31 protein-coding genes are annotated in these 26,101 nt (G+C 66.4%); 16 read left to right on the top strand and 15 right to left on the bottom strand.

Annotation, left to right across the window (positions count from 1 at the left end; translation table 11 throughout):
• Window positions 1-54 precede the first annotated feature (54 nt).
• The 4 genes from JANGC3_RS0119170 (at window position 55) to JANGC3_RS0119155 (ending at window position 1,430) form a co-directional block, all read left to right on the top strand.
• Window positions 55-630, top strand: coding sequence for a sigma-70 family RNA polymerase sigma factor (locus tag JANGC3_RS0119170; RefSeq protein ID WP_017878108.1), 576 nt, complete (start codon window positions 55-57; stop codon window positions 628-630).
• 13 nt (window positions 631-643) lie between these two features.
• Window positions 644-871: a zf-HC2 domain-containing protein gene (locus JANGC3_RS29620; RefSeq protein ID WP_035787825.1), complete on the top strand. Its 228-nt coding sequence runs from the start codon at window positions 644-646 to the stop codon at window positions 869-871.
• A complete protein-coding gene (locus JANGC3_RS0119160; RefSeq protein ID WP_017878106.1) occupies window positions 868-1,086 on the top strand; it encodes a cysteine-rich CWC family protein in 219 nt (72 codons plus the stop codon). Before JANGC3_RS29620 ends, JANGC3_RS0119160 begins: the two co-directional genes overlap by 4 nt.
• Before the next feature lie 71 nt (window positions 1,087-1,157).
• Window positions 1,158-1,430: a SemiSWEET transporter gene (locus JANGC3_RS0119155; RefSeq protein WP_026133192.1), complete on the top strand. Its 273-nt coding sequence runs from the start codon at window positions 1,158-1,160 to the stop codon at window positions 1,428-1,430.
• A 31-nt stretch (window positions 1,431-1,461) separates the two neighbouring features.
• On the opposite strand, the gene JANGC3_RS0119150 is transcribed toward JANGC3_RS0119155, so the two are convergent.
• The 4 genes from JANGC3_RS0119150 to JANGC3_RS0119135 form a co-directional block, all read right to left on the bottom strand.
• Entirely contained in the window at window positions 1,462-2,745 is a 1,284-nt protein-coding gene (locus JANGC3_RS0119150; RefSeq protein ID WP_017878104.1) for an extracellular catalytic domain type 1 short-chain-length polyhydroxyalkanoate depolymerase, read from the bottom strand.
• Window positions 2,746-2,832: 87 nt separating this feature from the next.
• Entirely contained in the window at window positions 2,833-3,246 is a 414-nt protein-coding gene (locus JANGC3_RS0119145; RefSeq protein WP_017878103.1) for a CopG family transcriptional regulator, read from the bottom strand.
• A gap of 291 nt (window positions 3,247-3,537) precedes the next feature.
• Complete coding sequence (locus JANGC3_RS0119140) at window positions 3,538-4,491, bottom strand: DMT family transporter (RefSeq protein ID WP_017878102.1); 954 nt, start codon at window positions 4,489-4,491, stop codon at window positions 3,538-3,540.
• A 90-nt stretch (window positions 4,492-4,581) separates the two neighbouring features.
• Complete coding sequence (locus JANGC3_RS0119135) at window positions 4,582-5,418, bottom strand: AraC family transcriptional regulator (RefSeq protein WP_017878101.1); 837 nt, start codon at window positions 5,416-5,418, stop codon at window positions 4,582-4,584.
• Between the two features lie 129 nt (window positions 5,419-5,547).
• Here JANGC3_RS0119135 and JANGC3_RS0119130 point away from each other — a divergent pair, with 129 nt between their 5' ends.
• The 4 genes from JANGC3_RS0119130 (at window position 5,548) to JANGC3_RS0119115 (ending at window position 8,237) form a co-directional block, all read left to right on the top strand.
• Window positions 5,548-5,748 (top strand): DUF1289 domain-containing protein, encoded by a 201-nt coding sequence (locus tag JANGC3_RS0119130; RefSeq protein WP_026133190.1) that lies wholly within the window; start codon window positions 5,548-5,550, stop codon window positions 5,746-5,748.
• A gap of 8 nt (window positions 5,749-5,756) precedes the next feature.
• On the top strand, window positions 5,757-6,200 hold the full coding sequence (locus tag JANGC3_RS0119125) for a hypothetical protein (RefSeq protein ID WP_017878099.1): 444 nt from the start codon (window positions 5,757-5,759) through the stop codon (window positions 6,198-6,200).
• Window positions 6,197-7,108, top strand: coding sequence for an MBL fold metallo-hydrolase (locus tag JANGC3_RS0119120; protein WP_017878098.1), 912 nt, complete (start codon window positions 6,197-6,199; stop codon window positions 7,106-7,108). The genes JANGC3_RS0119125 and JANGC3_RS0119120 overlap by 4 nt, the downstream gene beginning before the upstream one ends.
• A gap of 175 nt (window positions 7,109-7,283) precedes the next feature.
• Entirely contained in the window at window positions 7,284-8,237 is a 954-nt protein-coding gene (locus tag JANGC3_RS0119115) for an NAD(P)H-dependent flavin oxidoreductase (protein ID WP_026133189.1), read from the top strand.
• A gap of 116 nt (window positions 8,238-8,353) precedes the next feature.
• On the opposite strand, the gene JANGC3_RS0119110 is transcribed toward JANGC3_RS0119115, so the two are convergent.
• The 9 genes from JANGC3_RS0119110 to JANGC3_RS0119070 all read right to left on the bottom strand — a co-directional run bounded on the left by JANGC3_RS0119110 (window position 8,354) and on the right by JANGC3_RS0119070 (window position 17,850).
• Window positions 8,354-8,938: a hypoxanthine-guanine phosphoribosyltransferase gene (locus JANGC3_RS0119110; protein WP_026133188.1), complete on the bottom strand. Its 585-nt coding sequence runs from the start codon at window positions 8,936-8,938 to the stop codon at window positions 8,354-8,356.
• A gap of 139 nt (window positions 8,939-9,077) precedes the next feature.
• Entirely contained in the window at window positions 9,078-10,334 is a 1,257-nt protein-coding gene (locus JANGC3_RS0119105; RefSeq protein ID WP_017878095.1) for a phenylacetate--CoA ligase family protein, read from the bottom strand.
• On the bottom strand, window positions 10,331-10,687 hold the full coding sequence (locus tag JANGC3_RS0119100) for an MmcQ/YjbR family DNA-binding protein (RefSeq protein WP_017878094.1): 357 nt from the start codon (window positions 10,685-10,687) through the stop codon (window positions 10,331-10,333). Before JANGC3_RS0119100 ends, JANGC3_RS0119105 begins: the two co-directional genes overlap by 4 nt.
• Before the next feature lie 10 nt (window positions 10,688-10,697).
• Window positions 10,698-11,531, bottom strand: a complete 834-nt coding sequence (locus JANGC3_RS0119095; protein WP_017878093.1) for an ABC transporter ATP-binding protein — start codon at window positions 11,529-11,531, stop codon at window positions 10,698-10,700.
• Between the two features lie 64 nt (window positions 11,532-11,595).
• A complete protein-coding gene (locus JANGC3_RS0119090) occupies window positions 11,596-12,909 on the bottom strand; it encodes an ABC transporter substrate-binding protein (RefSeq protein ID WP_017878092.1) in 1,314 nt (437 codons plus the stop codon).
• Between the two features lie 67 nt (window positions 12,910-12,976).
• Complete coding sequence (locus JANGC3_RS0119085) at window positions 12,977-14,035, bottom strand: branched-chain amino acid ABC transporter permease (protein WP_017878091.1); 1,059 nt, start codon at window positions 14,033-14,035, stop codon at window positions 12,977-12,979.
• 111 nt (window positions 14,036-14,146) lie between these two features.
• A complete protein-coding gene (locus JANGC3_RS0119080; protein WP_026133187.1) occupies window positions 14,147-15,043 on the bottom strand; it encodes a branched-chain amino acid ABC transporter permease in 897 nt (298 codons plus the stop codon).
• A 15-nt stretch (window positions 15,044-15,058) separates the two neighbouring features.
• Complete coding sequence (locus JANGC3_RS0119075; RefSeq protein ID WP_035788836.1) at window positions 15,059-15,874, bottom strand: ABC transporter ATP-binding protein; 816 nt, start codon at window positions 15,872-15,874, stop codon at window positions 15,059-15,061.
• A gap of 14 nt (window positions 15,875-15,888) precedes the next feature.
• Window positions 15,889-17,850, bottom strand: coding sequence for an AMP-binding protein (locus JANGC3_RS0119070; RefSeq protein ID WP_026133186.1), 1,962 nt, complete (start codon window positions 17,848-17,850; stop codon window positions 15,889-15,891).
• Between the two features lie 151 nt (window positions 17,851-18,001).
• On the opposite strand from JANGC3_RS0119070, the gene JANGC3_RS0119065 reads away from it, so the two are divergent.
• The 5 genes from JANGC3_RS0119065 to JANGC3_RS0119045 all read left to right on the top strand — a co-directional run bounded on the left by JANGC3_RS0119065 (window position 18,002) and on the right by JANGC3_RS0119045 (window position 21,486).
• Window positions 18,002-18,697 (top strand): Crp/Fnr family transcriptional regulator, encoded by a 696-nt coding sequence (locus JANGC3_RS0119065; RefSeq protein ID WP_035787821.1) that lies wholly within the window; start codon window positions 18,002-18,004, stop codon window positions 18,695-18,697.
• 135 nt (window positions 18,698-18,832) lie between these two features.
• Entirely contained in the window at window positions 18,833-19,597 is a 765-nt protein-coding gene (locus tag JANGC3_RS0119060) for an Imm52 family immunity protein (RefSeq protein WP_017878086.1), read from the top strand.
• Between the two features lie 205 nt (window positions 19,598-19,802).
• Window positions 19,803-20,435: a CsgG/HfaB family protein gene (locus JANGC3_RS0119055; protein ID WP_157406981.1), complete on the top strand. Its 633-nt coding sequence runs from the start codon at window positions 19,803-19,805 to the stop codon at window positions 20,433-20,435.
• 18 nt (window positions 20,436-20,453) lie between these two features.
• A complete protein-coding gene (locus tag JANGC3_RS0119050) occupies window positions 20,454-20,822 on the top strand; it encodes a DUF4810 domain-containing protein (protein WP_051068394.1) in 369 nt (122 codons plus the stop codon).
• Between the two features lies 1 nt (window position 20,823).
• On the top strand, window positions 20,824-21,486 hold the full coding sequence (locus tag JANGC3_RS0119045) for a DUF799 domain-containing protein (protein WP_017878083.1): 663 nt from the start codon (window positions 20,824-20,826) through the stop codon (window positions 21,484-21,486).
• Window positions 21,487-21,622: 136 nt separating this feature from the next.
• Here the strand turns inward: JANGC3_RS0119045 and JANGC3_RS0119040 are convergent, their stop codons facing one another.
• Together JANGC3_RS0119040 and JANGC3_RS0119035 are read right to left on the bottom strand one after the other, a co-directional pair.
• Window positions 21,623-22,240, bottom strand: coding sequence for a nitroreductase family protein (locus JANGC3_RS0119040; protein ID WP_017878082.1), 618 nt, complete (start codon window positions 22,238-22,240; stop codon window positions 21,623-21,625).
• 79 nt (window positions 22,241-22,319) lie between these two features.
• Window positions 22,320-23,252, bottom strand: a complete 933-nt coding sequence (locus JANGC3_RS0119035) for an EamA family transporter (RefSeq protein WP_017878081.1) — start codon at window positions 23,250-23,252, stop codon at window positions 22,320-22,322.
• A gap of 70 nt (window positions 23,253-23,322) precedes the next feature.
• On the opposite strand from JANGC3_RS0119035, the gene JANGC3_RS0119030 reads away from it, so the two are divergent.
• The 3 genes from JANGC3_RS0119030 to JANGC3_RS0119020 all read left to right on the top strand — a co-directional run bounded on the left by JANGC3_RS0119030 (window position 23,323) and on the right by JANGC3_RS0119020 (window position 26,098).
• Entirely contained in the window at window positions 23,323-23,844 is a 522-nt protein-coding gene (locus tag JANGC3_RS0119030; RefSeq protein WP_035787819.1) for a MarR family winged helix-turn-helix transcriptional regulator, read from the top strand.
• Window positions 23,845-24,029: 185 nt separating this feature from the next.
• Window positions 24,030-25,844: an aminopeptidase P family protein gene (locus JANGC3_RS0119025; protein ID WP_026133184.1), complete on the top strand. Its 1,815-nt coding sequence runs from the start codon at window positions 24,030-24,032 to the stop codon at window positions 25,842-25,844.
• A complete protein-coding gene (locus JANGC3_RS0119020; protein ID WP_017878078.1) occupies window positions 25,841-26,098 on the top strand; it encodes a hypothetical protein in 258 nt (85 codons plus the stop codon). The genes JANGC3_RS0119025 and JANGC3_RS0119020 overlap by 4 nt, the downstream gene beginning before the upstream one ends.
• Window positions 26,099-26,101 lie beyond the last annotated feature (3 nt).

Below are 26,101 nucleotides of genomic sequence, written 5' to 3'. Positions count from 1 at the left end.
ATTATAGGGCCATCTTGTTGTATTTTCTCTGGCGATCAATTAGGCTGCCCTGATATGACCCCCGACACCACGCTCCACCGCCAGCTAGAGACCATGCGACCGCTGTTGGTCCGCTTCGCCATGTTGCAACTGCGAAACCAGGCGCTGGCCGAAGACGCCGTCCAGGACGCCCTCATCGCGGTGCTGGAAAAGCCCGAACGCTTCGCCGGCCAGTCCTCGCTGCGCACCTACGTGACCGCCATCCTGAAGTTCAAAATCATCGACAACCTGCGCCGCGGCGGGCGCGAACGGCAGATCGAGGTGGGCGACGGGCAGTCCGAGGACGACGCCATCGACGCGCTGTTTACCGCCGACGGCCACGCCACCGAGATGCCGCGCCAGTGGGGCGACCCGGAGCGCACGCTGGAGCAGAAGGACTTTTTCGCGGTGCTGGAGGTGTGCCTGGAGAAGTTGCCGGCCAAAACCGCGCGCGTTTTCATGATGCGCGAGTGGCTGGAACTGGAAACCGAAGAAATTTGTAAGGAATTGGCGATCACCACGTCTAATGCATGGGTGCTGTTGTACCGGGCGCGCATGCGGCTGCGCGAGTGCCTCGATTTGAACTGGTTTGGCAAGCGCCAAGCCGGCTGACCTTGGAGCGGCAATGACTACGCGAACAAAACCGGCCGGCCTGAAACCGACCTGCAGGGAAGTGCACCGCCTGGTGTCGGAGGGGATGGACCGCGACCTGTCGCTGGTGGAGCGGCTGCGCATGCGCCTGCACTTGATGGTGTGCCGCGCCTGCACCCGCTTCAACGGCCAAATGGGGCTGCTGCGGCGCGCCATGCGCAGCTTCCCGCCCGACGCCGACGCGCCCGGGCGCGAGCCGTGAGCGTGTGCGGCCGCTGCGGCGCCGCCTTCGGCTGCGCCATGGCCGACCCCGGCGCGGCCGAGCCGTGCTGGTGTACCGCGCTGGCGCCGGCGGTGCCGCTGCCGCGCGAGGCCGGCGCCGGCTGCTGGTGCCCGCAATGCCTGAAGCGGCACATCGACGCGCAGACGCCGCCGGCGGCCGGCGCGGCCGACATGTTATCGATAAAAAACGTGTAAACCCGGAGGCGTTTATCCCATAAAATAGCGGTATCGGCTGCTTTGCCGACACCTCTCTTTGAAAGCTTCCGATGTCAAGCGCAGTCGATTACCTGGGTTATGCCGCAGCTGCCTGCACCACTTGCGCCTTTATCCCGCAAGTGCACCTGGTGTGGCGCGAGCGCCAGGCCAAGGGCGTATCGCTGGGCATGTACATGATCCTGACGTTTGGCATTTTCCTGTGGCTATGCTACGGCTTGCTGATCGGCGCCTGGCCGGTGGTCATCGCCAACGGCCTGACGCTGGTGCTGGCCTCGGCCGTGCTGATCATGAAGTGGCACTTCGAGCGCCAGTCGCCCAATTAGCGGCCCGGCCACGCTTGCTTTGCGGGGCGCCCTACGGGCTGACCGTCTCGAAAAAGCGCATCATTTCGCGGCTGGCGTCCGGCCCCTTGCGGTCGGTGTAGGTGCCGCTGTCGCTGCCGCCCGACCAGGCGTGGCCGGCGCCGTGGATCACCCAATGTTCGCCCAGCGGCGTGCCGTCGACGTGGCGGTGGGTGGTGCGGGTGTAGCGGTGGCCGTTCGGCACGCTGCCCGAATCGACCGACGCCGCCGCCGCGCCCCGGCTCTGGCTGCGCAAACCCTGGGCCATCACTTCCTCGCCATTGCGCGGGTTGACGGTGGTGTCGCGGTCGCCGTGGAACACGATGATCGGCACGCCGCCCTCGGGCGCCTTGCGGCTGCCGCCGGAGCCGCCCTTCATCGCCGCCAGCGCCGACGGCAGGTCCTGCGCCGAGGCGAATGGCAGGCCGGAATGCACGCCGACCGCCGCGAACAGCTCTGGATACAGCGCCCCGACGATCACCGCCATGGCGCCGCCGGCCGACAGCCCGGCCACGTACACCTGGCGCCGGTCGACCGGTTGGCTGTCGATGATCTGCTGGGCGATGCCGGCGATGATCGACGGCTCGCCCTGGCCGCGCTGCTGGTCGAGCGCGTTAAACCAGTTCCAGCAGCGCGAATTGTTGGCGCTCTTGGCTTGCGCCGGATACACCACGAAGCACTGCTTTTCCTCGGCCACCGCATTCATCTGGGTGCCGTTGGCGAAATCGTCCGGGTTCTGGGTGCAGCCGTGCAGCATCACCACCAGCGGCATAGGCTGGCCCTTGAAGCTGCTGGGGATGTACAGCTTGTAGTCGCGGCTGCCGGCGTGGTTGCGGAAGGTGCCGCTGATGAACTGCGCGCCCGGCGCCAGTTCGGCCGGCGCGCTGGCGCCCATGCCGGCGCCCGGCATTTTCATGCCGCCCGGCAGCTCGAACGAATTCAAGTCGAACGCTGGCATCTCGAAACCCGGCTTGCCGGCGCCGTTCGGCACCCCCAGGCGCGACATGAAGTCCTGCGCGAACTCCTGCGCCATCTGCTGCGGCGTCTGGGCCGGGCGCGGCGGCGCCTCGGCGCCTTGCGCCTGCGGCTGTGGCGCGGCCTTGGCCGAGGCGCCCGGCGGCGGCGGATTGATGTCGTGCATCGGACGGGCCTGAGCCTGGGCCTGGGCCTGGGCTTGCGCCTGGCTCTGTGCCTGCGCTTGCGCTTGCGCCTGCAAACCGGCCAGCGCCTGCTGGATGGTTTCGGTGGCGGCGGCGGCGCCGCCCTTGCCAAACATTTTCTTGCTTGCTTCGCGCATTTGCGTGAGAAGTTTATTTGTGAATTTCATGGCCATCTTTCAAAAGTGCCGCGCGTGGCCCAGGCAACCCGAGGCCGGCCACATACGCTAGTGAATTCGCCCTGCCAGGGCGGCTTTAACAACGGCGCTTGCATGCAAGGCGCCTAATACAAAGATCGATTCAATGGTGGCCAGCGCCAGTTCCACCGAAACGTCGTTGGCGATACTGGCCAGGCCCAGCACCTGGATCTGCAAACGCTGGCCGGCGGCCTGCAGCGTTTCAAGGTCTTCGCGGGAGTAGTGCTGCAATCCCAGTACGAGGCTCTTGCGCGCCACGGTTTGCCGGACTACGTCGGCGTGCGTGTTCAGCTGGTTGCGGATCGCCGTGCGAATCAGATCGGTCCGGTTTGAATAAAAACCCTCCTGCACCAGCAAATCGATCTGGCCCAAGTCGATCGGACCCAGGTTGATCGTGATTTTTTCTGATTCGGCTATTTTTAACTTGCTCTCTGGCTTGCTCATATGTCCCCGTTACACTCCGTGTGGCATCCATGCGCCATCTGTATGGATGGTAGTATAGGCCTGTCGGGATCGAAGTCAAGCGTGTTTTAGCGTAAAGCGGTATTTTTTTGTTGCCAGCGGGGGAAGGCGGGCCTCAACGTAAGCCCATGATTTGATGAGAATTTTTCCTGGAGGAATTAAAACCGGCGGCGAAACCGAGCGCCGAAACCGGCGGCCAACACCGCCGCTCCAACCGCCGGCTTAAACCGTAGGTCGGGTTAGCGCAGCGTAACCCGACAAGCGCCGCCGCGGTCAGTGCACCTGGTGGCGGAAAGCGCGCACGCCCAGCAGTACGCCGGCGCACAGCAGCGCGATGCCGCCGACGATGGCCAGGCCCGGCAGGGCGCCGCGCAGGATGAAGGCGTACAGCAGCGCGAACAGGGTTTCGAAGACGATCAACTGGCCGCACAGCGACGTCGGCAGGCGCAGGCTGGCCTGGTTCCACAGCAGCGTGCCGAGCCAGGAGGCGGTCAGCCCGACCAGCAGCATCAGCCCGGCGAAGCGCAGCGGCTGCGGCCCCAGCGGAAAGTCGAAGCCGGTCTGGTTCAGGCTGGCGTAGGCGCCGTAGCCGAGCAGGCCGACCAGCGCCAGCGGCAAGGTCGCCAGCCCCTGCGCGGTGGCCCAGGTCATCGAACCGATCTGCGGATTGGCGCGCATGTGGCGCGAATTCATCACCGGATACCAGGTCCAGGCCGCCACGCCGCCGACGGCCAGCAGGCAGCCCAGCACGTAGTCGCCGGTGCTGCGCTGGCCGCCCGACTCGCGGAAGGCCTGCAGTTCGCTGGCGTTGACCAGCAACAGGCCGGTGAGGATGATCAGCAGCGACGGCGCCAGACGGCGCCAGGCCACGCTGTCGGACGGATGGCCGGGGCGCCAGTTGGAAAACACGGCAATCGCCACCGGCAGCGTGCCGATCAGCATGGTCGGCAGCGGCGAGCCGGCCAGCTGGATCGAGCTGGCCAGCATCGCGTAGTACAGCAGGTTGCCGATGAAGGCCAGCTTGAGCGCGTAGCGCCAGTCGGCGCGCGACAGGGCGCGCATGCGCTTGCGGTCGAACCAGGCCGGCACCAGCGCGATCAGGCCGAACGCCACGTAACGGCCGAACGACAGCACCATGCCGGGATAGTCGCCGAGCATCAGCGGCACGACGAAAACCAGCCCCCACAACAGCCCCGCGCCGAGCGCGCACATCACGCCGATCAGCACGGCGCCTCCGGGGTGATGTTGGTCGATACCGTCGTTGTTGTCATCATCTTCACCGCTTGCCGAAAAACTAAAACACCAGCTTAGCGGTCTTCAGCGCGGCGGTCTTGTACCAATTTGCTGTTGATACTGCGCCGGGGTGACGCCGTAGCTGCGCTTGAACCAGCGGTTCAGGTGGCTCTGGTCGGTCAGGCCGACGGCGCCGGCGGCCAGCGCCGGGCTGACGCTGCGCGCCAGCATGCCCTTGGCGCGCAGCACCCGGCGCGCCTGCACGTACTGCTGCGGCGTGCAGTTGAAGGTGGCGACGAAGACGCGCACGAAATGGAATAGCGACAGGTTGGCCTCGGCCGCCAGCGTCTCAATGCGCAGGCTGCCTTCGAGGTTGGCCTCGATGCAGTCGAGCACGCGGCGCATCGCCAGCGAGCGGCGCATCCGCGCCGGCGAAGCGGTCGGCTCGGCGCGCACCTTGGCGCCGTAGCGCGCCACCAGCGCGTCCACCAGCACCGTGAATTCACAGGTGAAGGCGACGTCGTCGCCGGCCTGCCACATGCGCGCGAACACGCCGCGGTAGGCGCGCGCCAGTTGCGGGTCGTGCACCGCCGCCTGCGGGAAGTAAACCTCGGTGCCGGTCAGCGCGCGCAGCGTGTCCGGCTCGATGTAGAGCATCTGGTAGGTCCAGCCGGCGGCGCTTTCGGCCTGGCCGGTGTGGACCTCGTCGGCGTTCAGCGTAACCAGGGTGTCGGCCGGCGCCACGTGGTCGCTGCCCTTGTAGCGGAAGCGCTCGACCCCGGCTTCGATGGCGCCCAGCGAATAGCTCTCGTGGACGTGCGGCGCGAAGGCGTGGTCGACCAGGCGCGCCGTATACAGCTCGACGCCGGGCAGGTGCGGACTGGCTTTGAAGCGGACGAATTCGCTGGGGTGGCGGAACATGGTGGTGGACTGGGGCTTGGGCTGCGGCGGCGGCGCGGGAATCCACTATACACCGGCGCGACGGCGGGCGTGCCGGCGCGCGCGTTTCGCGGCATAATGGCGGCTGATCCCGCCACCCCGACCCCTTCCATGACTCCCGACCTGCCACCAGAGGCGCCGGTGCCCTCGCCCTGTATCAGCCTGTGCAAGATGGACCAGGACAGCGGCCTGTGCCAGGGCTGCCTGCGCACCATCGACGAAATCATCCAGTGGAGCGGCGCCGACGACGACTTCAAGCGCGGCGTCTGGGCCGAGATCCGCCGCCGCGAACAACTGATCCATTTTGATTAAGGACACCCATGTCTTTCTATAAGCCGAACCAGGCCGTCAGCGGCCCCGCCTACGGCGCCGGTTTCAAGGTTTTCGCCAGCGTGGTCACGCTGGTCCTGCTGGCCTACGGCGCCAGCGTCGCGCTGCGCTTCCCGCTGATGCAGTACGGCCTGGCCATCAAGGCGCTGCTGCTGGGCTCGGTCGTCATGCTGGGCGTCAGTTATTACTGGTTCCTGCGCGCCCGCACCACCATCGACGCCACCGGCATCCGCCAGAGCTGGCTGTACGACAAGCACGTCGACTGGAGCGACGTGCGCGGCGCGAAAATGATCGGCATTCCCTTCCTGTCCTGGTTGTTCCCGCCGCGCATGGTGGTGCGCACCGGCACCGCGTTCACCACCTTCAACGGCGGTTCGCGGGAAGTGCTGATTGAATTCGCCAAAATCTCGCTGGCGTTCCAGATGAAGCGATGACGGCGCTGCCGGACGCGGTCCGCGTGCTGGAGCGCGGCTGGCTGTCGTCAAACAACATCCTGCTGGTCGGCCCGGACGACACCGCGCTGATCGACAGCGGCTACATGCTGCACGCGCCGCAAACGCTGGCGCTGGTGCGGCACGGCCTGCAAGGGCGGCCGCTGGACCGCCTGCTCAACACCCATCTGCATTCCGACCACTGCGGCGGCAACGCGGTGCTGCAGGCGCACTACGGCTGCCACACCGCGATCCCGCTCGCCGAGGCCGACAAGGTGCGGCGCTGGGACGTCGAGGCGCTCAGCTTCAAGGCCACCGGCCAGCAGTGCGAGCGCTTCGGCTTCGACGCCACCGTCGCGCCGGGCGAGGTGCTGCGCCTGGGCGGGCTGGAATGGCAGGCGCTGGGCGCGCCGGGGCACGACCCGCACTCGCTGATCTTTTACTGCGCCGCCGAACGCATCCTGATCTCGGCCGACGCGCTGTGGGAAAACGGCTTCGGCGTCATCTTCCCCGAACTGGAGGGAAAATCCGGCTTCGCCGAAACGCGCGCGACGCTGGAACTGATCGGCGGGCTGGACGTGCGGCTGGTGATCCCTGGGCACGGCGCGCCGTTCGGCGACGTCGCCGGGGCGCTGCGGCGCGCCCATTCGCGGCTGGACTACCTGGCTGCCGACCCGCTGCGCAACGCCCAGAACGCGATCAAGGTGATGCTCAAGTTCCTGCTGCTGGAGCGGCAACGGATCGCGCTGGCCGAATTGCCGGCGGTGCTGGCGGCGATGCCGGTGTTCGACGAAGCCAACCGGCGCTTCCTGCGGCAGTCGCCGCAGGCGCTGGCGCAGTGGGTGGTCGAACAACTGATGAAGGCCGGCGCGGCGCGCATCGAGGGCGAGCACTTACTCAACGAAGCGTAACCCCGGGGACAGACCACGATTTCCGAACAAGATTGCCCGAAAATCGTGGTCTGTCCCCGGGTTCCCGCGCAGGGCTTCATCCGAGCCAGCGCCTTAAATTCAGCACGTTCGTACTTTTTTTTACTTTATAATCGTTGCAAGTCAATCCGATCAACTTTTCGTCTGCGAGTCCGACATGGCCCTGCCACTAGCGTTGCAAAACCTCTCCCTTCCCGTCATCGGTTCGCCGATGTTCATCGCCAGCGGCCCGGCGCTGGTGGCGGCCCAGTGCAAGGCCGGCATCGTCGGCTCGTTTCCGGCGCTGAACGCGCGCCCGGCCGCGCTGCTCGACACCTGGCTCACCGAGCTGCAGGCGGAACTGGCCGAATACAAGGCCGCCAACCCGGACGCCAAGATCGGCCCGATCGCCGTCAACCAGATCGTGCACCAGTCCAACGACCGCCTGGCGCACGACGTCGAAGTGTGCGTGGCGCACAAGATCCCTATCATCATCTCCTCGCTGCGCGCGCCGCCGAAGGAAATGCTGGACGCCATCCACAGCTACGGCGGCATCGTGCTGCACGACGTGATCTCGATCCGCCACGCGAAAAAGGCGCTGGAAGCGGGCGTCGACGGCTTGATCCTGGTGGCCAGCGGCGCCGGCGGCCACGCCGGCACGCTGTCGCCGTTCGCGCTGGTGGGCGAGGTGCGCAAATTCTTCAAGGGTCCGCTGGCGCTGTCGGGCTCCATCGCCACCGGCGACGCCATCCTGGCGGCGCAGGCGATGGGCGCCGACTTCGCCTACATCGGCTCGCGCTGGCTGGCGACCAAGGAATCGAACGTCGACGACAGCTACCGCGACGCCATCGTCGAATCGGCGGCGGCCGACATCGTCTACACCAACCTGTTCACCGGCGTGCACGGCAACTACCTGAAAAAATCCATCGTGGCGGCGGGGCTGGACCCGGAAGCGTTGCCGGAAGCCGACAAGAGCGCGATGAACTTCGGCTCCGGCAGCGCCAAGGCCTGGCGCGACATCTGGGGCGCGGGCCAGGGCGTGGGCTTGATGCACGACGTGCCGACGGTGGCCGAGATGGTGGCGCGCCTGAAGGAGGAATACGACGCCGCGCGCGCCCGCCTGAGCCTGTAACGCAGCCGAAGCGCGCCGCGCGCGCGAACAAACCAGCGGCAAAGAACCGGCGCCAAGGCGGGAAGGCCAGACCTTCAGGTCTGGCCCCGGGGTTACGCCTCTGGTTTCGCCGAATATTACGGCGCGGTGCTCAGGTCTTCAGGCCGCAGCGCCCACAGGCCCGGCAAATTGCGCCAGTAGCCGTAAGCGTCCATCCCAAAGCCGACCACGAAACGGTTCGGTATCACCAGACCGACGATATCGGCCTTGCACGGCTTGGCCTTGCCGATCGCCTTGTCGGCGAACACCGCCAGCACCACCTCGGCGGCGCCCATATCGAGCAGGCGCTGCTTGACGTGCGCCAGCGTTTCGCCCTCGTCGAGGATATCGTCGAGCACGATGACGGTGCGCCCGGCAACATTGGAGCGCGGAATCACCTTCCACACCACCTCGCCGCCGCGGTCGTCGTCGCCGTAGCGGCTGACATGGATATAGTCGAACTCCAGCGGAAACGTCAGCTGCGGCAGCAGGTTGCCGGTAAATACCACCGCGCCGCCCATTACCCCCAGCACCAGCGGGAACTCGTCGCAGGCGGGGTCGTTGAAACGCGTGTTGAGCACGCCGGCCATGCGCGCGACCGCCGCCTGCACCGCCTGCTGGTCGAACAATAACTCCGCGTTTTTAATCAGGGCGCGGGCCCGAGCGTGATGAAATTCTTGCATGATTTTTGGGCAAATAGTGAATCCCGATATTATCCCGCAAATCCCACACCTCTGGGGTCGGGTCTCGATATGACGGTTTTCCTGTCGCCATATAACAAAACCGCCATGTCGAGACCTGCGCCCGGGGTGGTTGTCCGGCTCAGCTGTAGTCGCGGACGTCGTCGATGGCTTTGCCGTCGCCCGGCAGGCTGCCGCGCGCGACCATGCGCACCTCGCCGCGCAGTTTGGTCACTTCGCGGATGCTGTCGACGATGGCCAGCGCGCCGACCGCGCCCGCCGCTTCGTCCATTTCGCAGTGCAGCGTCATGGTTTCGTCGGCCACCCGCCCCGACACCACCAGCCGCGCCTTGAGGATTTCCGGGTGGCGCTGGGCGATGTCGTGCACCTGCGACGGGTGCACGAACATCGCGCGCACCTTGGTCGACTGGTCGGCCCGCCCCAGCCAGCCTTTGATGCGGGTGTTGGTGCGCCCGCACGGCGCCGCCGCCGCGCCCGCCACGATGGCCGACAGGTCGCCGGTGGCGAAGCGGATCAGCGGGTAGTCGGGGTTGAACACCGTGACCAGCACTTCGCCGATGTCGCCCGGCGCCACCGGGTCGCCGCTGCCGGGGTGGACGATTTCCAGCAGCACGTCCTCGTCGAGCACCATGCCGGGGTTGATCACGCCCGCGCTGGCCGTCTCGTAGGCGATGCTGCCGATGTCGGCCGAAGCGTAGGTCTGGAACACGTGCGGCACGCCGTTCGCCCGGAACCAGGCGCGCAGCGATTCGGGCAGCGCCTCGGCGCCCATCAGCGCGTGTTGGACGCTGCTGATGTCGGCGCCCATGTCGCGCGCCTTTTCGATGATCAGTTTGAGGAACGAGGGCGTACCGACGTAGGTGTCGGGCTTCAGGTCGGCCATCGCCAGCACCTGCATCTCGGTCTGGCCGCTGCCGGCCGGGATCACGGTGCAGCCGATGCGCATGGCGCCGCCCTCGACCATGAAGGCGGCCGGCGTGAAGTGGTAGGAGAAGCAGTTTTGCAGCAGGCCGCCGGCGCGCACGCCGGCCGCGTACATCGGCCGGGCGAAGCGCCACCAGTCCCGCCCGCGCCCCTCGGGGTCGTAGATCGGCCCGGGCGACATGAAGACGCGCGACAGTTCGGCGGTGGCGGTGCGGTTCAGGCCGCCGAACGGTTTGCGCTCCCGCTGCAGGCGCTTCAGGTCGGACTTGCGCGTCACCGGCAGCCGCGCCAGCGCGGCGCGGCTGTCGACCGTGGCCGCGTCGACGCCGTCGAGTATGCGGCCCCAGCCCGGCGCGCCCTGCGCCAGGGCCACCAGCGCCGGCAGGCGCGCCATCAAATCGCGTTCGCGCTCTTGCGGGGCGCGCAGCTCAAGGCTGTCGAGCGTATCGGTCATGCTTGCGGCCCTCCTATGTCATGTTGCAGTTTTTTAGTCAGTTTGGCGAACACCAGTTGGTACGAGCGCAGCAGCAGGGCCGCCGCCTCGGCGTCGTCGAGCGCGTCCGCGCCGCTGACGCGCACCCATTTCGCCCGCGCCAGATACGGCGCCGGCATGATGCCGGGGCGGTCGGTCAGCTCCAGGAAGCGTTGCTCCTCGACCTTGAAGCTGATGCCGGGCGGATCGCCGGCGCCGCTGGCGACGGCGAACATTTTCAGGCCGACCGAGAACACGATGTCGCCGCCCCATTTGACGTCTTCGACCGCGCCCGGCAGCGCGCGGCACACGGCTTTGGCTTGTTCCAGGTTCATCTGCTTCCCCTCACGCCAGCCAGCGTTTCCGGCGGCGGTAAAATTTCATGTCGCGAAAGCTCTTGCGGCCGGCGCCGGAGACGCCCAGGTAGAACTCCTTGACGTCCTCGTTGCTGGCCAGTTCGCTGGCCCGGCCCTCCATCACGACGCGGCCGTTCTCCAGGATGTAGCCGAAGTCGGCGTAGCGCAGCGCGACGTTGGTGTTTTGCTCGGCCAGCAGGAAGGAGACGTTTTCCTTGTGGTTCAGGTCCTTGACGATGCCGAAGATCTCGTCGACGATCTGCGGCGCGATGCCCATCGACGGTTCGTCGAGCAGGATCATCGACGGTTTGGCCATCAGCGCGCGGCCGATCGCGCACATCTGCTGTTCGCCGCCCGAGGTGTAGCCGGCCTGGCTGGCGCGGCGCTCCTTCAGGCGCGGGAAGTAGTGGTAGACCTTGTCGAGCGATTCCTTCAGCTCGGCGCGCGAGATCTGCCGCGTGTAGGCGCCGGTCAGCAGGTTTTCCTCGATGGTCAGGTGGCCGAAGCAGTGGCGCCCCTCCATCACCTGCGACAGGCCGCGCTTGACCAGTTCGTTCGGCGTCAGGTTGTCGACGCGCTCGCCCTTGAACTGCACCTCGCCCTTGGTGACGTCGCCGCGCTCGCCGCGCAGCAGGGTCGAGATGGTTTTCAGCGTGGTCGATTTGCCGGCGCCGTTGGCGCCCAGCAGGGCGACGATTTTCCCTTGCGGCACCTGCAGCGACACGCCTTTCAAGACCAGGATCACGTGGTCGTAGATGACTTCGATGTTGTTGACCGACAGGTAGGGCTGGGCGGCGGTGGCGGTGGCGGTGGCTGTTGTCATGGCTGTTTTTCGTTGTTGGGACGGTGGGGGGCCGCGGGCGCGCGCGCCAACGGCCCGCTGGCGCCTACTTCAGGCAGGCCGGGGTGATGCCTTTTTCGGCCGCGTATTTGGCCGCCGACTCGTCCACCAGCTTGCGCGTCAGCGCCTTGTCGCCAACGATCCAGTTCGGCGTGATGGCGTTCCACTTTTTGCCGTCCCACTGCTGCACCTTCACCGCGCCCGAGCCTTCATGGTCGTCGCAACTGGTTTTCACCGGCGGGAACATGCCCAGCGCGCCGATCGCCTTCTGCCGCGCGTCGTCGACGTTGAGGTTTTCCAGGCCCCAGCGCACCTGCTCGCCGGTCATCGCCTTGCCCTTGCCGAAGCGTTCCTGGGCGGTGCGGATGGCCTCGATCCACAGGATGCCGGCGGTGACGCCGCGCATGTGGTAGACCGAGTTGACGCGCGACTGGTCGGCCAGGTTGCCCTTGCCGGCGGCGTAGAGTTTTTTGCGGATGTCCTCGATTACCGGGTAGGTGCCCGGCGTGTTGAAGGTCATCGTGCTGTAGCCCTTGGCGGCGTCGCCGGACGGGATGGTGTCCTCCTCCGAACCGGCCCACCAGACGCCCAGCATCTTCTCGCGCGGGAAGCCGTTGCGCTGCGCGGTCTTGATGGCCACCGAGTTCATCACGCCCCAGCCCCACAGAATCACGTAGTCGGGATTGGCCTGGCGGATCTGCAACCACTGCGATTGCTGCTCGCTGCCCGGCGGCGCCACCGCGATCTTCACCAGCTCGAAGCCGTACTGCCTGGCCTGCGCCTCCAGCACCGGCAGCGGCTCCTTGCCGAAGGCCGAGTCGTGGTATAGGTGGACGATTTTTTTACCCTTCAGCTTGTCCATGCCGCCGCTCTTGTCGCCCAGGTACTTGACCATGCCGGCGGCCTGGTTCCAGTAGCTGGCGATGAGCGGGAAGACGTAGGGGAAGGTCTTGCCGTTGGCGGCGTCGGAGCGGCCGTAGCCTATCGTCGTCATCGGGATCTTGTCCTGGGCGATGCGGTCCAGGATGCCGTAGGCGACGCCGGTCGACAGCGGCTCGACCAGGGTGGCGCCGCCGTTCTTGGTTTTCAGGCGTTCATAGCATTCGATGCCGCGCGAGGGGTTGTACTCGGTTTCGCATTCCTCCCAACTGATCTTGACGCCGTTGACGCCGCCGGACAGGTTGACCAGGTTGAAGTAGTCGATGATGCCGCCGAAAAAGCCGGAGCCGCCGGCCGCGTACGGGCCGACCCGGTACGACGGCAGCGCGATGAACTGGTCGTCCGCCAGCGCGCTGCCGGCGATACCCATGGCGGCGCTGGCGACGGCGGCGCTGAACAACAGTGTTTTGACGCTTTTCATTGTGTCTTCTCCAAGTAGATACATCCAAACATTCGACCGCGTTCCGGGTCGCTCCGCGCGCTGGTTCTTAGTGCGGGAACGGCCACAGACGCAGTTTCTCTTTACCTATTTGCCACAAACGCGCCAGGCCGTGCGGCTCGACGATCAAGAAAAAGATAATCAGGGCGCCGAACACCATCAGCTCCAGGTTCGAGGCCACGTTGGTCGGCAGCGACAGCGCGTGCGCCAGGATGTTGAGGAAGATCGGCAGCAGCACGATGAAGGCGGCGCCCAGGAAGGAGCCGAGGATAGAGCCGACGCCGCCGATGATGATCATGAACAGGATGCGGAACGACAGGTCGAGGTTGTAGGCTTCCGGCTCGACGGTGCCGAGGTAGGCGTAGGCGTACAGCGCGCCGGCCACGCCGCAGTAAAACGAGCTGACGGCGAAGGCCAGCAGCTTGGTGCGCATCGGCCGGAAGCCGATCACCTCGGCCGCCATGTCCATGTCGCGCACCGCCATCCAGGAGCGCCCGACGTTGGAGCGGATCATGTTCTTGGCCAGCAGCGCCATCGTCGCGACGATCGCCAGCACCAGCAGGTATTTGCTGGCCGGGCTGTCGAACCGGTAGCCGAGGATGGCGATTTTCTGCGCCGTGATCACGCCGGAGCTGCTGTAGTTGGTCAGGTAGGGGATCTTGGTCAGGCACCAGACCACGAAGAACTGCGTGGCCAGCGTCGACGCCGCCAGGTAGAAGCCGCGGATGCGCAGCGACGGCAGGCCAAAGGCGATGCCGACCATGGCCGCGCACAGGCCGCCCAGCACGAAGGCCAGCAGGATCGGCATGCCGGGCATGCGCGCGACGAAGTTATAGGAGGCGAAGGCGCCCACCGCCATGAAGGCGGCGCTGCCCAGCGACAGCTGGCCGCAGTAGCCGGTCAGGATGTTCAGGCCGAGCGCGGCCAAGGCGAAGATCAGGAAGGGGATCATGATCGCCGACAGCGTGTAGGGCGAGGCCAGCAGCGGCAGCGCCAGCAGCGCCACGGCCAGCGTGGCGGTCAGGGCGATGCGGTCCTGGCGGATCGGGAAGATCTGGTTGTCGGCCTGGTAGCTGGTCTTGAATTGTCCTGCTTCGCGGTAGATCATTTTTGTCCTTGGTGAATAGCTGGTGCCGTCGGCGCCAGCATTGTCGGCTTACGCGCGCGGTGCGCGCCAACCCGACCCACGTTTGCTCGGGCCGCAATGTCGCCGCCGCCGTTATATCCGGCGGATGATTTTTTCGCCGAACAGGCCCTCCGGGCGCACCAGCAGGAACAGCAGCGCCAGCACGTACGGGAACCAGCCTTCGATGCCGCCGCCGACCAGCGGCCCCAGGTATACCTCGGCCAGCTTTTCCGAGGCGCCGATGATCAGGCCGCCGACGATGGCGCCCGGCACCGAGGTGAAACCGCCCAGGATCAGCACCGGCAGCGCCTTCAGCGCGATGAAGGTCAGCGCGAACTGGACGCCGTTGCGGGCGCCCCACAGCAGGCCCGCCACCAGCGCCACCAGCCCGGCCACCGACCACACCACCGCCCAGATGCGTTGCAGCGGAATGCCCACGGCCAGCGCGGCCTGGTGGTCGTCGGCCACCGCGCGCAGCGCCCGGCCCACCTTGGTCTTCGAGAACAGCAGCGCCAGCGCCGTCACCAGCAGCGCGCAGATGGCCGCCGCCACCACGTCGAACTGCGAGACGATGATGTTGAGCTTGTCCATCAGGTACTGGATCGGCACGTCCTCGATCGGCAGCTCCAGCTTGTGCACCTGCGAGCCCCACATCAGCTGCGCCAGGCCCTCGATGAAGAAGGCCAGGCCGATGGTGGCCATGAACAGCGTGATCTCGGGCTGGTTCACCAGCGGGCGCAGCACCACCCGCTCGATCGCCAGGCCGAGCGCGACCATCACGGCGATGGTCAGCGGGATCGCCAGCCACAACGGGGCGCCGAATTTGTCGATGATGCCGACGCAGGTGAGGGCGGCGAAAAACACCATCGCGCCCTGGGCGAAGTTGAACACGCCGGAGGCCTTGTAGATCAGCACGAAGCCGATCGCCACCAGCGCGTACATGACGCCCGACAGCAGGCCGCCGATCAGCACTTCGAAGAAAAAATTGATGTTCATCTGCGTCCCTTAATGCGTGGTGCCGAGATAGGCGTTGATGACGTCCCGGTTGCCGCGCACCTCGTCGGGGGTGCCGTCGCCGATCTTCTTGCCGTAGTCGAGCACCACCACGCGGTCCGAGATGTCCATCACCACGCCCATGTCGTGCTCGATGAGGACAATGGTGGTGCCGAACTGGTCGTTGACGTCGAGGATGAAGCGGCACATGTCCTGTTTTTCTTCGACGTTCATGCCGGCCATCGGTTCGTCCAGCAGCAGGATCTCCGGCTCGGCCGCCAGCGCCCGGCCCAGCTCGACGCGCTTTTGCAGCCCGTACGGCAGGCGCCCGACCGGCGTCTTGCGGATCGCCTGGATTTCCAGGAAGTCGATGATCTGCTCGGCCTTTTCGCGGTGGGCGATTTCCTCGCGCCGCGCCGGGCCCCAGTACAGCGCCTGCAGCAGGAAATGCGAGCTCATCTTCAGGTTGCGCCCCGTCATGATGTTGTCGAGCACCGTCATGCCCTTGAACAGCGCGATGTTCTGGAAGGTGCGGGCGATGCCGGACTTGGCCGCCGTGTAGCAGTCCATGTTCTTGCGCTGCTCGCCGCGGTAGAGGATCGAGCCCCGCTGCGGCCGGTAGACGCCGTTGATCACGTTCAGCATCGAGCTTTTGCCGGCGCCGTTCGGGCCGATGATGGCGCGGATCTCGTGCTTGCGCACGTCGAAGGAGATGTCGGTCAGCGCCTTGACGCCGCCGAACGACAGCGAAATGTTGTTCAATTCCAGGATCACCGGGCCGCTCTGGCGGGCGGCGCCGAAACGGGTGTCGGGTTCGTTCATTAACATGGTGTCGCTCTCCGTCATGCCGCTGCTGTTGCGATGGCCGGGAAGGTCTTGCTGTCCCAGATTTTCAGGTCGGCGCTGCTGACGCCGACGCGGCCGTCCTCGAACTTCACCTGGATCTCGATGAACTGCGAGGCCTTGCCCTGGTACAGCGCGTCGATCAGCGCGGCGTACTTCTCGGCGATGAATGCGCGGCGCACCTTGCGCGTGCGGGTCAGCTCGTCGTCGTCCGGGTCGAGTTCCTTGTGCAGCACCAGGAAGCGGTGGATCTGCGTGCCGGCCATCAGCGCCTCGCCGGCCAGCTCCAGGTTGACCTGCTCGATGCAGTCGCGCACCAGCGCGTAGGTCTGCTCGTGCGCGGCCAGGTCGGTGTAGCCGGCGTAGGCGATGCCGCGCCGCTCCGACCAGTTGCCGACCGCCTCGATGTCGATGTTGACGAAGGCGCAGACCTGGTCGCGGGCGTGGCCGAAGGCGACCACCTCCTTGACGAAGGGGAAGAACTTGAGCTTGTTTTCGATGTAGTTCGGCGCGAAGATGGCGCCGTCGTTCATGCGTCCGACGTCGGCGGCGCGGTCGATGATCTTCAAGTGGCCCTGGGCGTCGAACAGGCCGGCGTCGCCGGTGTGGAAGTAGCCGTCGGCGTCGATCACCTCGGCGGTGGCGTCGGGCCGCTTGTAGTAGCCGCTCATGGTGGCCGGCGACTTGACCAGCACCTCGCCGTTGGCGGCCAGCTTGACCTCGACGCCGGGCGCCGGCAGGCCGACGCTGTCGAACTTGATGTTGCCGTCCGGTTGCAGGCAGACGTAGGCGCAGGTTTCGGTGGAGCCGTACAACTGCTTCAGGTTGACGCCGATGGAGCGGTAGAAGCGGAACAGGTCGGGGCCGATGGCGGCGCCGGCGGTGTAGGCCACGCGCACCCGCGACAGGCCCAGCACGTTCTTCAGCGGGCCGTACACCAGCAGCCGGCCGAGGCCGTAGGCCAGGCGGTCGCGCGCCGGCACCGCCTTGCCGTCGAGGATGTCGGCGCCGCAGCGCTTGGCCACCGCCATGAAGTGGCGGAACATGCGCCGCTTCATGGCGCCGGCGTCCTCCATGCGTATCATCACGCTGGTGAGCATGTTTTCAAACACCCGCGGCGGCGCGAAGTAGCAGGTCGGGCCGATTTCGCGCATGTCGATCATCACCGTGTCGCCGGACTCCGGGCAGTTGACGGTGAAGCCGGCCACCATCGCCTGCGCCAGCGAAAACAGGCAGTCGCCGACCCAGGCCATCGGCAGGTAGGACAGGATGTCCTCGTCCTCGCCGAGGCGGTCGAACTCGACGCCGCCGCGGCCGGCCGCCAGCAGCGCGGCGTGGCTCTGGCACACGCCCTTGGGCTTGCCGGTGGTGCCGGAGGTGTACAGGATGATGGCGGTGTCGGCGCCGGCGCCGGCCGCCACCGCCGCGTCGAAGAAGCCGGGGTGCTCGCGGTCGTAGGCGCGCCCCAGTTGCTGCAGCGCGGCGAAGGAGAGCAGCTCGCGCTGGTGGTAGTGGCGCATGCCGCGCTCGTCGTCGAAGACGACGTGGCGCACGCCGGCGTACCACTGCTTCACTTCCTGCAGCTTGTCGACCTGCTCCTGGTCCTCGACGATGGCGTAGGCGATGTCGGCGTTGTCCAGCACGTAGGCCATGTCGGCCGCCGGGGCGTCCTGGTACAGCGGCACCGGCACGCCGCCGAGGCACTGCGCCGCCAGCATCGCCCAGTACAGGCGCGGCCGATTGTCGCCGACGATGGCCAGGTGCATGCCGCGGCCAAAGCCGAGCGCGGCCAGGCCGCAGGCCAGCGCCCGCACCTCGTCGTTGACCTCGGCCCAACTCCAGCTCTGCCAGATGCCCAGGTGCTTTTCCCTGAACGCGGGCTTGCCCGGCCGTACCTTCCCATGCTCCAATAGACGGAGGGGGAAAGTCTGCGTTGTCGCCACTTCAAATGTCTGCACCAGCGTCTCCCTGTTGCTTTTGTTCCAGAGCGGCGCCGCCTGAGCGGTAAGGCGCGCAATGGTTCGTGTTTTTGTGTGATGATATTAGCTTGCGTTGGTCCGCCGTGTTGTCTTTTCGGGGACATTTGCCCCACTTTCCATGCTGCGTTGCACAATGATATCGACTGAAACAAGTTTGCAAGAGGCGCTGCGCGCGGCCATCTGGGCGCGCACGCTGACCCCGGGGCAAATGGCGCGCGTCGAGGCCGATACCTTCGAGACCTTCGTGCCGAAGGGCGGCTTCGTCTGCCGCAAGGGCGAGGTGGTGGACAACTGGATCGGCATCGTCGGCGGCATGGTCAAAATGAATAATTTCTCGCCCTGCGGCAAGAGCGTGACCTTCACCGGCGTGCCGCCCGGCGGCTGGTTCGGCGAAGGCTCGCTGCTGAAGAACGAGCTGCGCAAATACGACGCGATGGCGCTGCGCGACAGCCGCATCGCGCGCATGCCGGCGGCCACCTTCCACTGGCTGCTCGACACCAGCCTGCCGTTCACGCGGTTTTTGCTGATGCAACTGAACGAACGGCTCGGCCAGTTCATCGGCATGGTTGAAAACGAGCGCCTGCTCGACCTCAACACCCGGGTGGCGCGCTGCCTGGCGTCGATGTTCCATTCGCACCTGTATCCGGGGATTGAACAACTGGTGCAGATTTCGCAGGAAGAGGTCGGTTTGCTGTCGGGTTCGTCCCGCCAGCGCGCCAACCAGGCCCTGCAGGTGCTGGAAAAGCACGGCCTGTTGCGGCTCGACTACGGCGGCATCCGCGTGCTCGACCTGGAGGGCTTGCGGCGCTACGAGGCGGCGGCGGAGTAGACGGTGTGAATAATTCCGAGCGGCGCGTTACATTTCTTGACGGCAATATTATTTCGTCCGACAATACACGCGGACAACATGGTGGCGGATGCGGCGGGGCGGCGCGCGCGCGCGTGCCAATAGGGGAGAAGTGCGATGATGGACGAATACGTTTTGGGTTTGTACTGGAAGGGCAATCCGTTGACCCTGCGCCAGTACGCCGACAAGGTGCGCGAGTTCCTGGAATTCCTGGCGCAGACCCACCCGGTGTTCGAGTCCATGGAATGGGTCGGCGAAGACGAGTCCGAGCCGGTCGTCAAACTGAGTCCGAAGCTGTCCAACCTGGACAAGCTGATCTACAAGCACGCCGGCGTGAGCGACCAGGTCTACAACGTCGCCAATCCGGACGGCTCGCCGGTGTGGGCGTCGGTCGGCTGGCGCGGCTTCCAGATGAACTTCGTCAATTGCGGCTCGGCCGAGGACGGCATGGTGGCCGTCAACATCCACGCCGGCAAGAGCTCGGAGCAAGTGTTCAACACGGTGACGATCCAGTTCCCCACGTCCGACCACCTGAATTTCCCGCATCCCGAGTTTTACATCTTCGGTTTCATCCGCGACCTGTTCGTCGAGGCGATCAAATTCTGGCAGCCGGAAAGGGCGCGCATCTTTTCCTTCGATTTCGCCGAGGCGGTCGAGACCGGCAAGCCCTACGTCGGCGGCTGGCTGGTGTACGTGGCCGACCCGCTGGCGAAAAAACTGGGCAAGGACCCGGACCTGGTCGACTTCCGCGTCGAGCCGGTCGGCGGCGTCGACGGCGCGCTGCTCAGCTTCAAGGACGAGATCGTCTTCGTCAACGACGACGTCCACGTCGAAAAGGCCAAGCGCCTGCGCGCCAAGCTGATCGCGCAAAAACTGGTGTAGCCTGCCGCGGCCCGGTCGGGAAACCATGGCGCGCAGCGCCGCGGCGCGGACGGTTCCTTTTATTTAGAAATTAATATTTTCTATGAGGCAATATTTGCGGTAGACTCTGGGCTGCGTAATTTTTATGGCAATATTTTATATGCCACATCTTATGGAGTTTACCGTGAAACAAAACAAATTTGGCAATCTGCTGCTTGCCGCACTGATGGCCGCCACCCTCGCCGGCTGCGCCACTGAAACCTCGCAAGCGCTGGTGGTACCCACCGCCGCCGCGGCGAACCGCGCCCCCGCCGGTACGCGCGCCCTTATCTCTGTCGGTAAATTCGATAACCGTTCCAGTTTCATGCGCGGTATTTTCTCCGACGGCGTGGATCGCCTGGGCGGCCAAGCCAAAACGATCCTGATTTCGCACATGCAGCAAACCAATCGCTTCAATGTATTGGACCGCGATAATATGCCGGAGCTGAAGCAGGAATCCGACTTCAAAAAACAATCCCAGTCGATTAAAGGCGCCGATTTCGTCGTGACCGGCGACGTCACCGAATTCGGCCGCAAAGAAGTCGGCGACCACCAGCTGTTCGGCATTCTCGGGCGTGGCAAAACCCAGGTCGCCTATGCCAAAGTGACGCTGAATATCGTCAACATCAACACCTCCGAAGTGGTGTATTCCAGCCAGGGCGCCGGCGAGTACAGCCTGTCGAACCGCGAAATTATCGGTTTTGGCGGCACCGCCAGCTACGACGCCACCCTGAACGGCAAGGTATTGGATTTGGCCGTGCGCGAAGCCGTCACCCGCCTGGTCGAGGGCATGCAAACGGGCGCCTGGGCGTCGAAATAAACCACCATGATGATAAATATGCATACATTAATAACAAAACCGGCCGCCATCGCGCTGGTCGTCGCCATGGGCGCGGTATTGACGGGGTGCCATACTGCGCCGAAGACCTTGTATCAATGGGATGGCTATCAGCCCCAGGTGTATCAGCATTTCAAAGGTGAAAGCCCGGACCAGCAGATCGCGGTGTTGGAAAAAAACCTGCTGCTGATCGATTCGAACGGAAACATGGCGCCGCCCGGCTACCACGCCCATCTGGGCATGCTGTACGCGATGACGGGTAAAGACGCGCTGGTCGCGCCGCAATTCGAGGCAGAGAAAAAGCTGTTCCCGGAGTCGGCCGCCTACATGGATTTTTTACTCAAGAAAAACAAGAAAAGCGAGAAATAAGATGTTGAAAAGATGCTTGAAATTGGCGGCTGGCGTGTTGCCCGCCCTGCTGGTGGTTGGTTGCGCCACCAAACCGGCGCCGTACGACTATACCGCGTTCAAAGCGAGCAAACCGCGCTCGATCGTGGTGCTGCCGCCGTTGAATAACTCGCCCGATATCAAGGCGACCTACAGCGTGCTGTCGCAGGTCAGCTATCCGCTGGCCGAAGCCGGTTATTACGTGTTGCCGGTGGCGCTGGTGGATGAAACCTTCAAGCAGAACGGCCTGAGCAGCAGCGCGGATATCCACGCTGTCGAACCGAAGAAAATCCAGGAGATCTTCGGCGCCGACGCGGCCCTGTACGTGACGATCAGCAACTACGGCACCAGCTACGCGGTGATCACCAGCGTCGCGGCGGTCACGGCCAACGCCCGGCTGGTGGACCTGAAAACCGGCGCCGTGCTGTGGACCGGCGTGGCGACGGCGTCCGACAACGAGGGCGGCAACAACAGCGGCGGCGGGCTGATCGGCATCCTGATCACGGCGGCCGTCAAGCAGATCATCAACACGGCGACGGATGCGGCCCACCCGATCGCCGGGGTGACCAGCGCGCGCTTGTTGTCTGGCGGCTTGAACAACGGTCTGTTGTACGGCCCCCGTTCGGTCAACTACGACAAGAACTAACCGTGGCGCGGCCACCCCCCCGCTGTCGGGGAGCGGCCGCGCAGGCGTAGGACAACTGCGCGGCCGGTGCAGTTTGCAAGCAACGGTCCCCCGGCGGCGCTGCCGGCCGGGGCCGTTTTATCGTTGGCCCGGCGCTTCAAGCGTATTCGAGCACATCGGCGAGCGCCTTGCGCGGCTTTTGCGGCCAGTTGCCCGGCGCCGCGTAGCCGACCGTTACCAGCATCACCGGCACGTCGCCGGCGGCCAGGTTGAACTCGCGTTCCACGCCGGCCGGATCGAAACCGCTCATCGCGCTGCTCACCAGGCCCATGCCCTCGGCCGCCAGCATCAACGTCATCGCCGCCAGCGAGGCCGAGCGCACCGCCTCGTCGCGTTGCAATTGCGGCTGGCTGGGATGCGAACCCTTGGCCAGCGCCACCCACGAATCGGACATCGCCTGCGGCATGATGCCGGCCTCGACCGCCGGCCGCAGCGCCTGGGCCAGCCCCTCGTGCGCCGCCAGCGTGCCGCAGATGATGAAGGTGACGGCCGCGTCGAGCACCTTCTGCTGCTGGTACGCCACCGCTTTCAGGCGCGCCTTCGCCTCGGGCGAGCGCACCGCGATGAACTTCCAGTTCTGGAAATTGTAGGCCGTCGGCGCCAGCGTCGCCAGGCGGACCAGCTCGGCGATCTCGGTTTCGGCCAACTGGCGGCTGCTGTCGAAGTGGTTGGCCGAAATGCGCGATTCGATCAGGGACTGGATGGTGCTATGCATGGCGTGCTCCTAGTTAAGTGATTGCTTGAATATAAAAATGTTAATAACGATAATATAAACCAAGGGCGCAGACCCGGGGTCAAACCCTCGGGGCCGAAGCTTGGCTGATGGCCTTTGCTGGGTTTGCGGCGGCGCCGGCCGCTGCGGCCGGGCGCGCCGCCCACTGCACCGCGAGAATGCTGCCAAGCACGGTGAGCAGGCCCGCCAGCGACCAGCCCGTCATGGCCTGGCCCAGCAGCGCCCAGCCGAGCAGCACCGCCATCAGCGGGCTGAGTAGCCCAAGCGACGACACCGCCACCGGCGACAGGCGGGCGATGCCGCGGAACCACAACACATACGTCAACAGCGTGCCGACGATGCCGAGGTAGGCGTAGCCGAGCAGGTTGGCCGGCGTCAGCGCCGGCAGCGGCGGGTCGACCGCCAAGGCGACGGGCGCCAGCATCAAGCCGCCCGCCAGCAGTTGCCAGCCGGTGAAGGCGAGCACCGGCACGTCGGACTGCCAGCGCCGCGCCAGGAAGGTGCCGGCCGCCATGCAGGCGGCGCCGGCCAGCGCCGCGGCGATGCCCAGCGGGTCCCACGCGGCGCCGGGGGACAGCAGCAGCGCGGCCATGCCGCCCACGCCCAGCACGCCGGCGACTATGGCCAGCGCGGCCGGCCGGCGCCGGTCCAGCGCCCACGCCAACCCCATCACCAGCAGCGGCTGGATGGCGCCCATGACGGCGGCCAGCCCGCCCGGCAGCCGGTACGCGGCGACGAACAGCAGCGCCTGGAAGAAGCCGATGTTGAGCGCCGACAGCGCGGCCAGGCGGCCCCACAGGCGCCGCTCGGGCAGGCGCCGCACCAGCAGCGTCAGCAAGACGCCGGCGGGCAGGCAGCGCAGCAGGGCGGCGGTGAATGGCCGGTCCGGCGGCAGCAATTCGGTGGTGACGATATAGGTGCTGCCCCAGATGGCCGGCGCCAGCGCCGTCAGCAGGGTGTCGACGACGACTTTGGGGGAGGGTGTGGCGCGCATAATTTACCTTCAATTCAAGATAAATAAAGTCTAGCATATAATCTTCACTTCAAGATAAAAAGGTGGACACATGACGACACAGCGGCAGTTGGATGCGGTGGATGCGATTTTGGCGCAGTGGCACCGCGAGCGCCCGGACCTGGACGTCATGCCGATGGGGCTGGTGGGGCGCATCAAGCGCTGCGCGGTGCTGCTGGAGCGCCGGCTGGGCCAGACCTTCGCCTTGTTCGACCTGAACAATTGGGAATTCGACGTGCTGGCGACCTTGCGGCGTTCCGGCGCGCCCTACCGGCTGGCGCCGACGGCGCTGTTCTCGACCTTGATGATCACCTCGGGGACGATGACGCACCGGCTGAAGGGGCTGGAAAGCCGCGGCCTGGTCGAGCGCCTGGCCAATTGCGAGGACGCCCGCAGCGTGCTGGTGCAACTGACGCCGGCCGGGCTGGCGTTGATCGAGCGCGCGGTGACGGCGCACGTGGCCAACGAGCACCGGATTCTGGCGTCGATCAAGCCGGCCGACATGGCGCTGCTGGACGATCGCCTGTCGCGCCTGCTGACCGAGCTGGAGACGGCCGCCGACCCGCTCGGTTAGCGCGATTTGCGTAGGTCGGGTTAGCCGGAACGGCGCAAGCCGACCGGCGCCGGCGGCGGCCCGGCGTCGGATTACGCCGCGCTAATCCGAGCTACGGCGCACGGCGCAATCGCGGTATGATGGAGGTCCGCCGCGCTCCCCGCCGGCCCTGGCGGCAACCCCGAATAACCGACTTGAGCCAGTTCATGCCCATACCAGAAAAAACCGCGCTGGCGGATCGCCTGGCGCAGCTGCGCCACGCCATGCGCGAGCAGCATATCGCCGCCGTCGTCGTGCCCTCGGCCGACCCGCACCTGTCCGAATACCTGCCCGAGCGCTGGAAGGGCCGCGAGTGGTTGAGCGGCTTCACCGGCTCGGTCGGCACCTTCATCGCCACCGCCGACTTCGCCGGCGTCTGGACCGACGCGCGCTACTGGAACCAGGCCGAGGCCGAGCTGGCCGGCGGCGCCGTGCAACTGATGAAGATCCCGTCCGGCGCCAGCGTGCTCTACATCGACTGGCTGGCCGAGCACGTCGCGCCGGGCCACAGCGTCGCCGTCGACGGCGCCGTGCTGGGCCTGGCCACCGCGCGCCTGCTCGGCCAGGCGCTGCAAGCGAAGGGCGTGGCGCTGCGCGCCGACGTCGACCTGCTGGAGGCACTCTGGACCGAACGCCCGGGCCTGCCGGCGGCGCCGCTGTTCGCGCACCTGCCGCCCTACGCCGCGCTGGCGCGCGCCGACAAGCTCGCCGCGCTGCGCGGCGCCATGGCGCGCGCCGGCGCCGAGCGCCACGTCATCTCGACGCTGGACGACATCGCCTACCTGTTCAACCTGCGCGGCGCCGACGTCAGCTACAACCCGGTGTTCCTGGCGCACGCGCTGGTGACGCCGCAACGCGCCACGCTGTTCGTCGCCGACGGCAAGGTCGACGCCGCGCTGCGCGCCACGCTGGCGGCCGACGGCGTCGACCTGGCGCCGTATGCGGCGGCGCACGCCGCGCTGGCCGCGCTGCCGGCCGGTACGACCCTGCTGCTGGACCCGCGCCGCGTCACCCTCGGCACGCGCCGGGCGGTGCCGGACACGGTGACGGTGCTCGAGGCGGTCAACCCGACCACCTTCGCCAAGTCGCGCAAGACCGCGTCCGAGCTCGAGCACGTGCGCGCCACGATGGAGCAGGACGGCGCCGCGCTGTGCGAGTTCTTCGCCTGGCTCGAAGCGCGCCTGGCGGACACCAGGCGCGGCCCGCCGACCGAGCTGGACGTCGACACCCAGCTGACGGCGGCGCGCGCGCGCCGCCCCGGCTTCGTCAGCCCCAGTTTCGGCACCATCGCCGGCTTCGCCGCGAACGGCGCGATCGTGCACTACCGCGCCACCGAGGAATCGCACGCCGACATCGAGGGCGACGGCCTGCTGCTGATCGACTCCGGCGGCCAATACCTGGGCGGCACCACCGACGTCACCCGCGTGGTGCCGGTCGGGCGCATCGGCGCCGAGCAGCGGCGCGACTTCACGCTGGTGCTCAAGGGCGTCATCGCCTTGTCGTCGGCGCAGTTCCCGCGCGGCGTCAAGTCGCCGATGCTGGACGCGCTGGCGCGCGCGCCGCTATGGGCCGCCGGCGCCGATTTCGGCCATGGCACCGGCCACGGCGTCGGCTTTTTCCTCAACGTCCACGAGGGGCCGCAGACGATTTCGCCGTCGGCCATGCCGGAGCCGCACACGGCGATGGAGGAGGGTATGATCACCTCCGTCGAGCCGGGCATCTACCGGCCCGGGCGCTGGGGCGTCCGCATCGAAAACCTGGTGCTCAACGGCGCCGCCGGCGCCACCGAGTTCGGCGACTTCCTGCGCTTCGAGACGCTGACCCTGTGCCCGATCGACGCCCGCTGCATCGAGCCGGCGCTGCTGCGCGCCGACGAGCTGGACTGGCTCAACGCCTACCACGCGACGGTGCGCGCGCGCCTGGCGCCGCATGTGAGCGGCGCCGCGCTGGCCTGGCTCGACAAGCGCACGGCGGCCCTGTGAGCGGGCGCTCCACCCGGGCCACCTCGGCCGTCGACCGCCTCAAGCAGCGCAGCGGCAACGCCCAGTATTCGATGGCGCGCACCGGCGCCGGCCTGTTCTTCCTGAGCGAGGGGCCGGGCAAGCCGCCGCTGTGCGCGCCGCTCGAGCTGGACGACTTCGTCGCCTTCGTCAACGCCCAGGGGCCGCAAACGCCGCGGCGCGTCAGCAAGCTCGACGTCGCTTTTGAAAAACAATTGATTAAAAAAGCGCCGTAAGCG

Source organism: Janthinobacterium sp. CG3, assembly GCF_000344615.1.
Lineage (GTDB): Bacteria > Pseudomonadota > Gammaproteobacteria > Burkholderiales > Burkholderiaceae_D > Janthinobacterium.
Note: the sequence above shows the minus strand (reverse complement) of the source record. Positions and strands in the feature narration are given on the sequence as shown.

Coding starts and splice junctions, on each gene's coding strand:
- JANGC3_RS0119125 (WP_017878099.1), top strand. CDS start 5,757: ATGTCTTTCTATAAGCCGAACCAGGCCGTCAGCGGCCCCGCCTACGGC.
- JANGC3_RS0119025 (WP_026133184.1), top strand. CDS start 24,030: ATGCCCATACCAGAAAAAACCGCGCTGGCGGATCGCCTGGCGCAGCTG.
- JANGC3_RS0119090 (WP_017878092.1), bottom strand. CDS start 12,909: ATGAAAAGCGTCAAAACACTGTTGTTCAGCGCCGCCGTCGCCAGCGCC.
- JANGC3_RS0119040 (WP_017878082.1), bottom strand. CDS start 22,240: ATGCATAGCACCATCCAGTCCCTGATCGAATCGCGCATTTCGGCCAAC.
- JANGC3_RS0119065 (WP_035787821.1), top strand. CDS start 18,002: ATGATATCGACTGAAACAAGTTTGCAAGAGGCGCTGCGCGCGGCCATC.
- JANGC3_RS0119030 (WP_035787819.1), top strand. CDS start 23,323: ATGACGACACAGCGGCAGTTGGATGCGGTGGATGCGATTTTGGCGCAG.
- JANGC3_RS0119150 (WP_017878104.1), bottom strand. CDS start 2,745: ATGCGCGAAGCAAGCAAGAAAATGTTTGGCAAGGGCGGCGCCGCCGCC.
- JANGC3_RS0119115 (WP_026133189.1), top strand. CDS start 7,284: ATGGCCCTGCCACTAGCGTTGCAAAACCTCTCCCTTCCCGTCATCGGT.
- JANGC3_RS0119120 (WP_017878098.1), top strand. CDS start 6,197: ATGACGGCGCTGCCGGACGCGGTCCGCGTGCTGGAGCGCGGCTGGCTG.
- JANGC3_RS29620 (WP_035787825.1), top strand. CDS start 644: ATGACTACGCGAACAAAACCGGCCGGCCTGAAACCGACCTGCAGGGAA.
- JANGC3_RS0119100 (WP_017878094.1), bottom strand. CDS start 10,687: ATGAACCTGGAACAAGCCAAAGCCGTGTGCCGCGCGCTGCCGGGCGCG.
- JANGC3_RS0119170 (WP_017878108.1), top strand. CDS start 55: ATGACCCCCGACACCACGCTCCACCGCCAGCTAGAGACCATGCGACCG.
- JANGC3_RS0119035 (WP_017878081.1), bottom strand. CDS start 23,252: ATGCGCGCCACACCCTCCCCCAAAGTCGTCGTCGACACCCTGCTGACG.
- JANGC3_RS0119105 (WP_017878095.1), bottom strand. CDS start 10,334: ATGACCGATACGCTCGACAGCCTTGAGCTGCGCGCCCCGCAAGAGCGC.
- JANGC3_RS0119095 (WP_017878093.1), bottom strand. CDS start 11,531: ATGACAACAGCCACCGCCACCGCCACCGCCGCCCAGCCCTACCTGTCG.
- JANGC3_RS0119085 (WP_017878091.1), bottom strand. CDS start 14,035: ATGATCTACCGCGAAGCAGGACAATTCAAGACCAGCTACCAGGCCGAC.
- JANGC3_RS0119055 (WP_157406981.1), top strand. CDS start 19,803: ATGGCCGCCACCCTCGCCGGCTGCGCCACTGAAACCTCGCAAGCGCTG.
- JANGC3_RS0119155 (WP_026133192.1), top strand. CDS start 1,158: ATGTCAAGCGCAGTCGATTACCTGGGTTATGCCGCAGCTGCCTGCACC.
- JANGC3_RS0119135 (WP_017878101.1), bottom strand. CDS start 5,418: ATGTTCCGCCACCCCAGCGAATTCGTCCGCTTCAAAGCCAGTCCGCAC.
- JANGC3_RS0119110 (WP_026133188.1), bottom strand. CDS start 8,938: ATGCAAGAATTTCATCACGCTCGGGCCCGCGCCCTGATTAAAAACGCG.
- JANGC3_RS0119145 (WP_017878103.1), bottom strand. CDS start 3,246: ATGAGCAAGCCAGAGAGCAAGTTAAAAATAGCCGAATCAGAAAAAATC.
- JANGC3_RS0119060 (WP_017878086.1), top strand. CDS start 18,833: ATGATGGACGAATACGTTTTGGGTTTGTACTGGAAGGGCAATCCGTTG.
- JANGC3_RS0119130 (WP_026133190.1), top strand. CDS start 5,548: ATGACTCCCGACCTGCCACCAGAGGCGCCGGTGCCCTCGCCCTGTATC.
- JANGC3_RS0119075 (WP_035788836.1), bottom strand. CDS start 15,874: ATGTTAATGAACGAACCCGACACCCGTTTCGGCGCCGCCCGCCAGAGC.
- JANGC3_RS0119045 (WP_017878083.1), top strand. CDS start 20,824: ATGTTGAAAAGATGCTTGAAATTGGCGGCTGGCGTGTTGCCCGCCCTG.
- JANGC3_RS0119050 (WP_051068394.1), top strand. CDS start 20,454: ATGCATACATTAATAACAAAACCGGCCGCCATCGCGCTGGTCGTCGCC.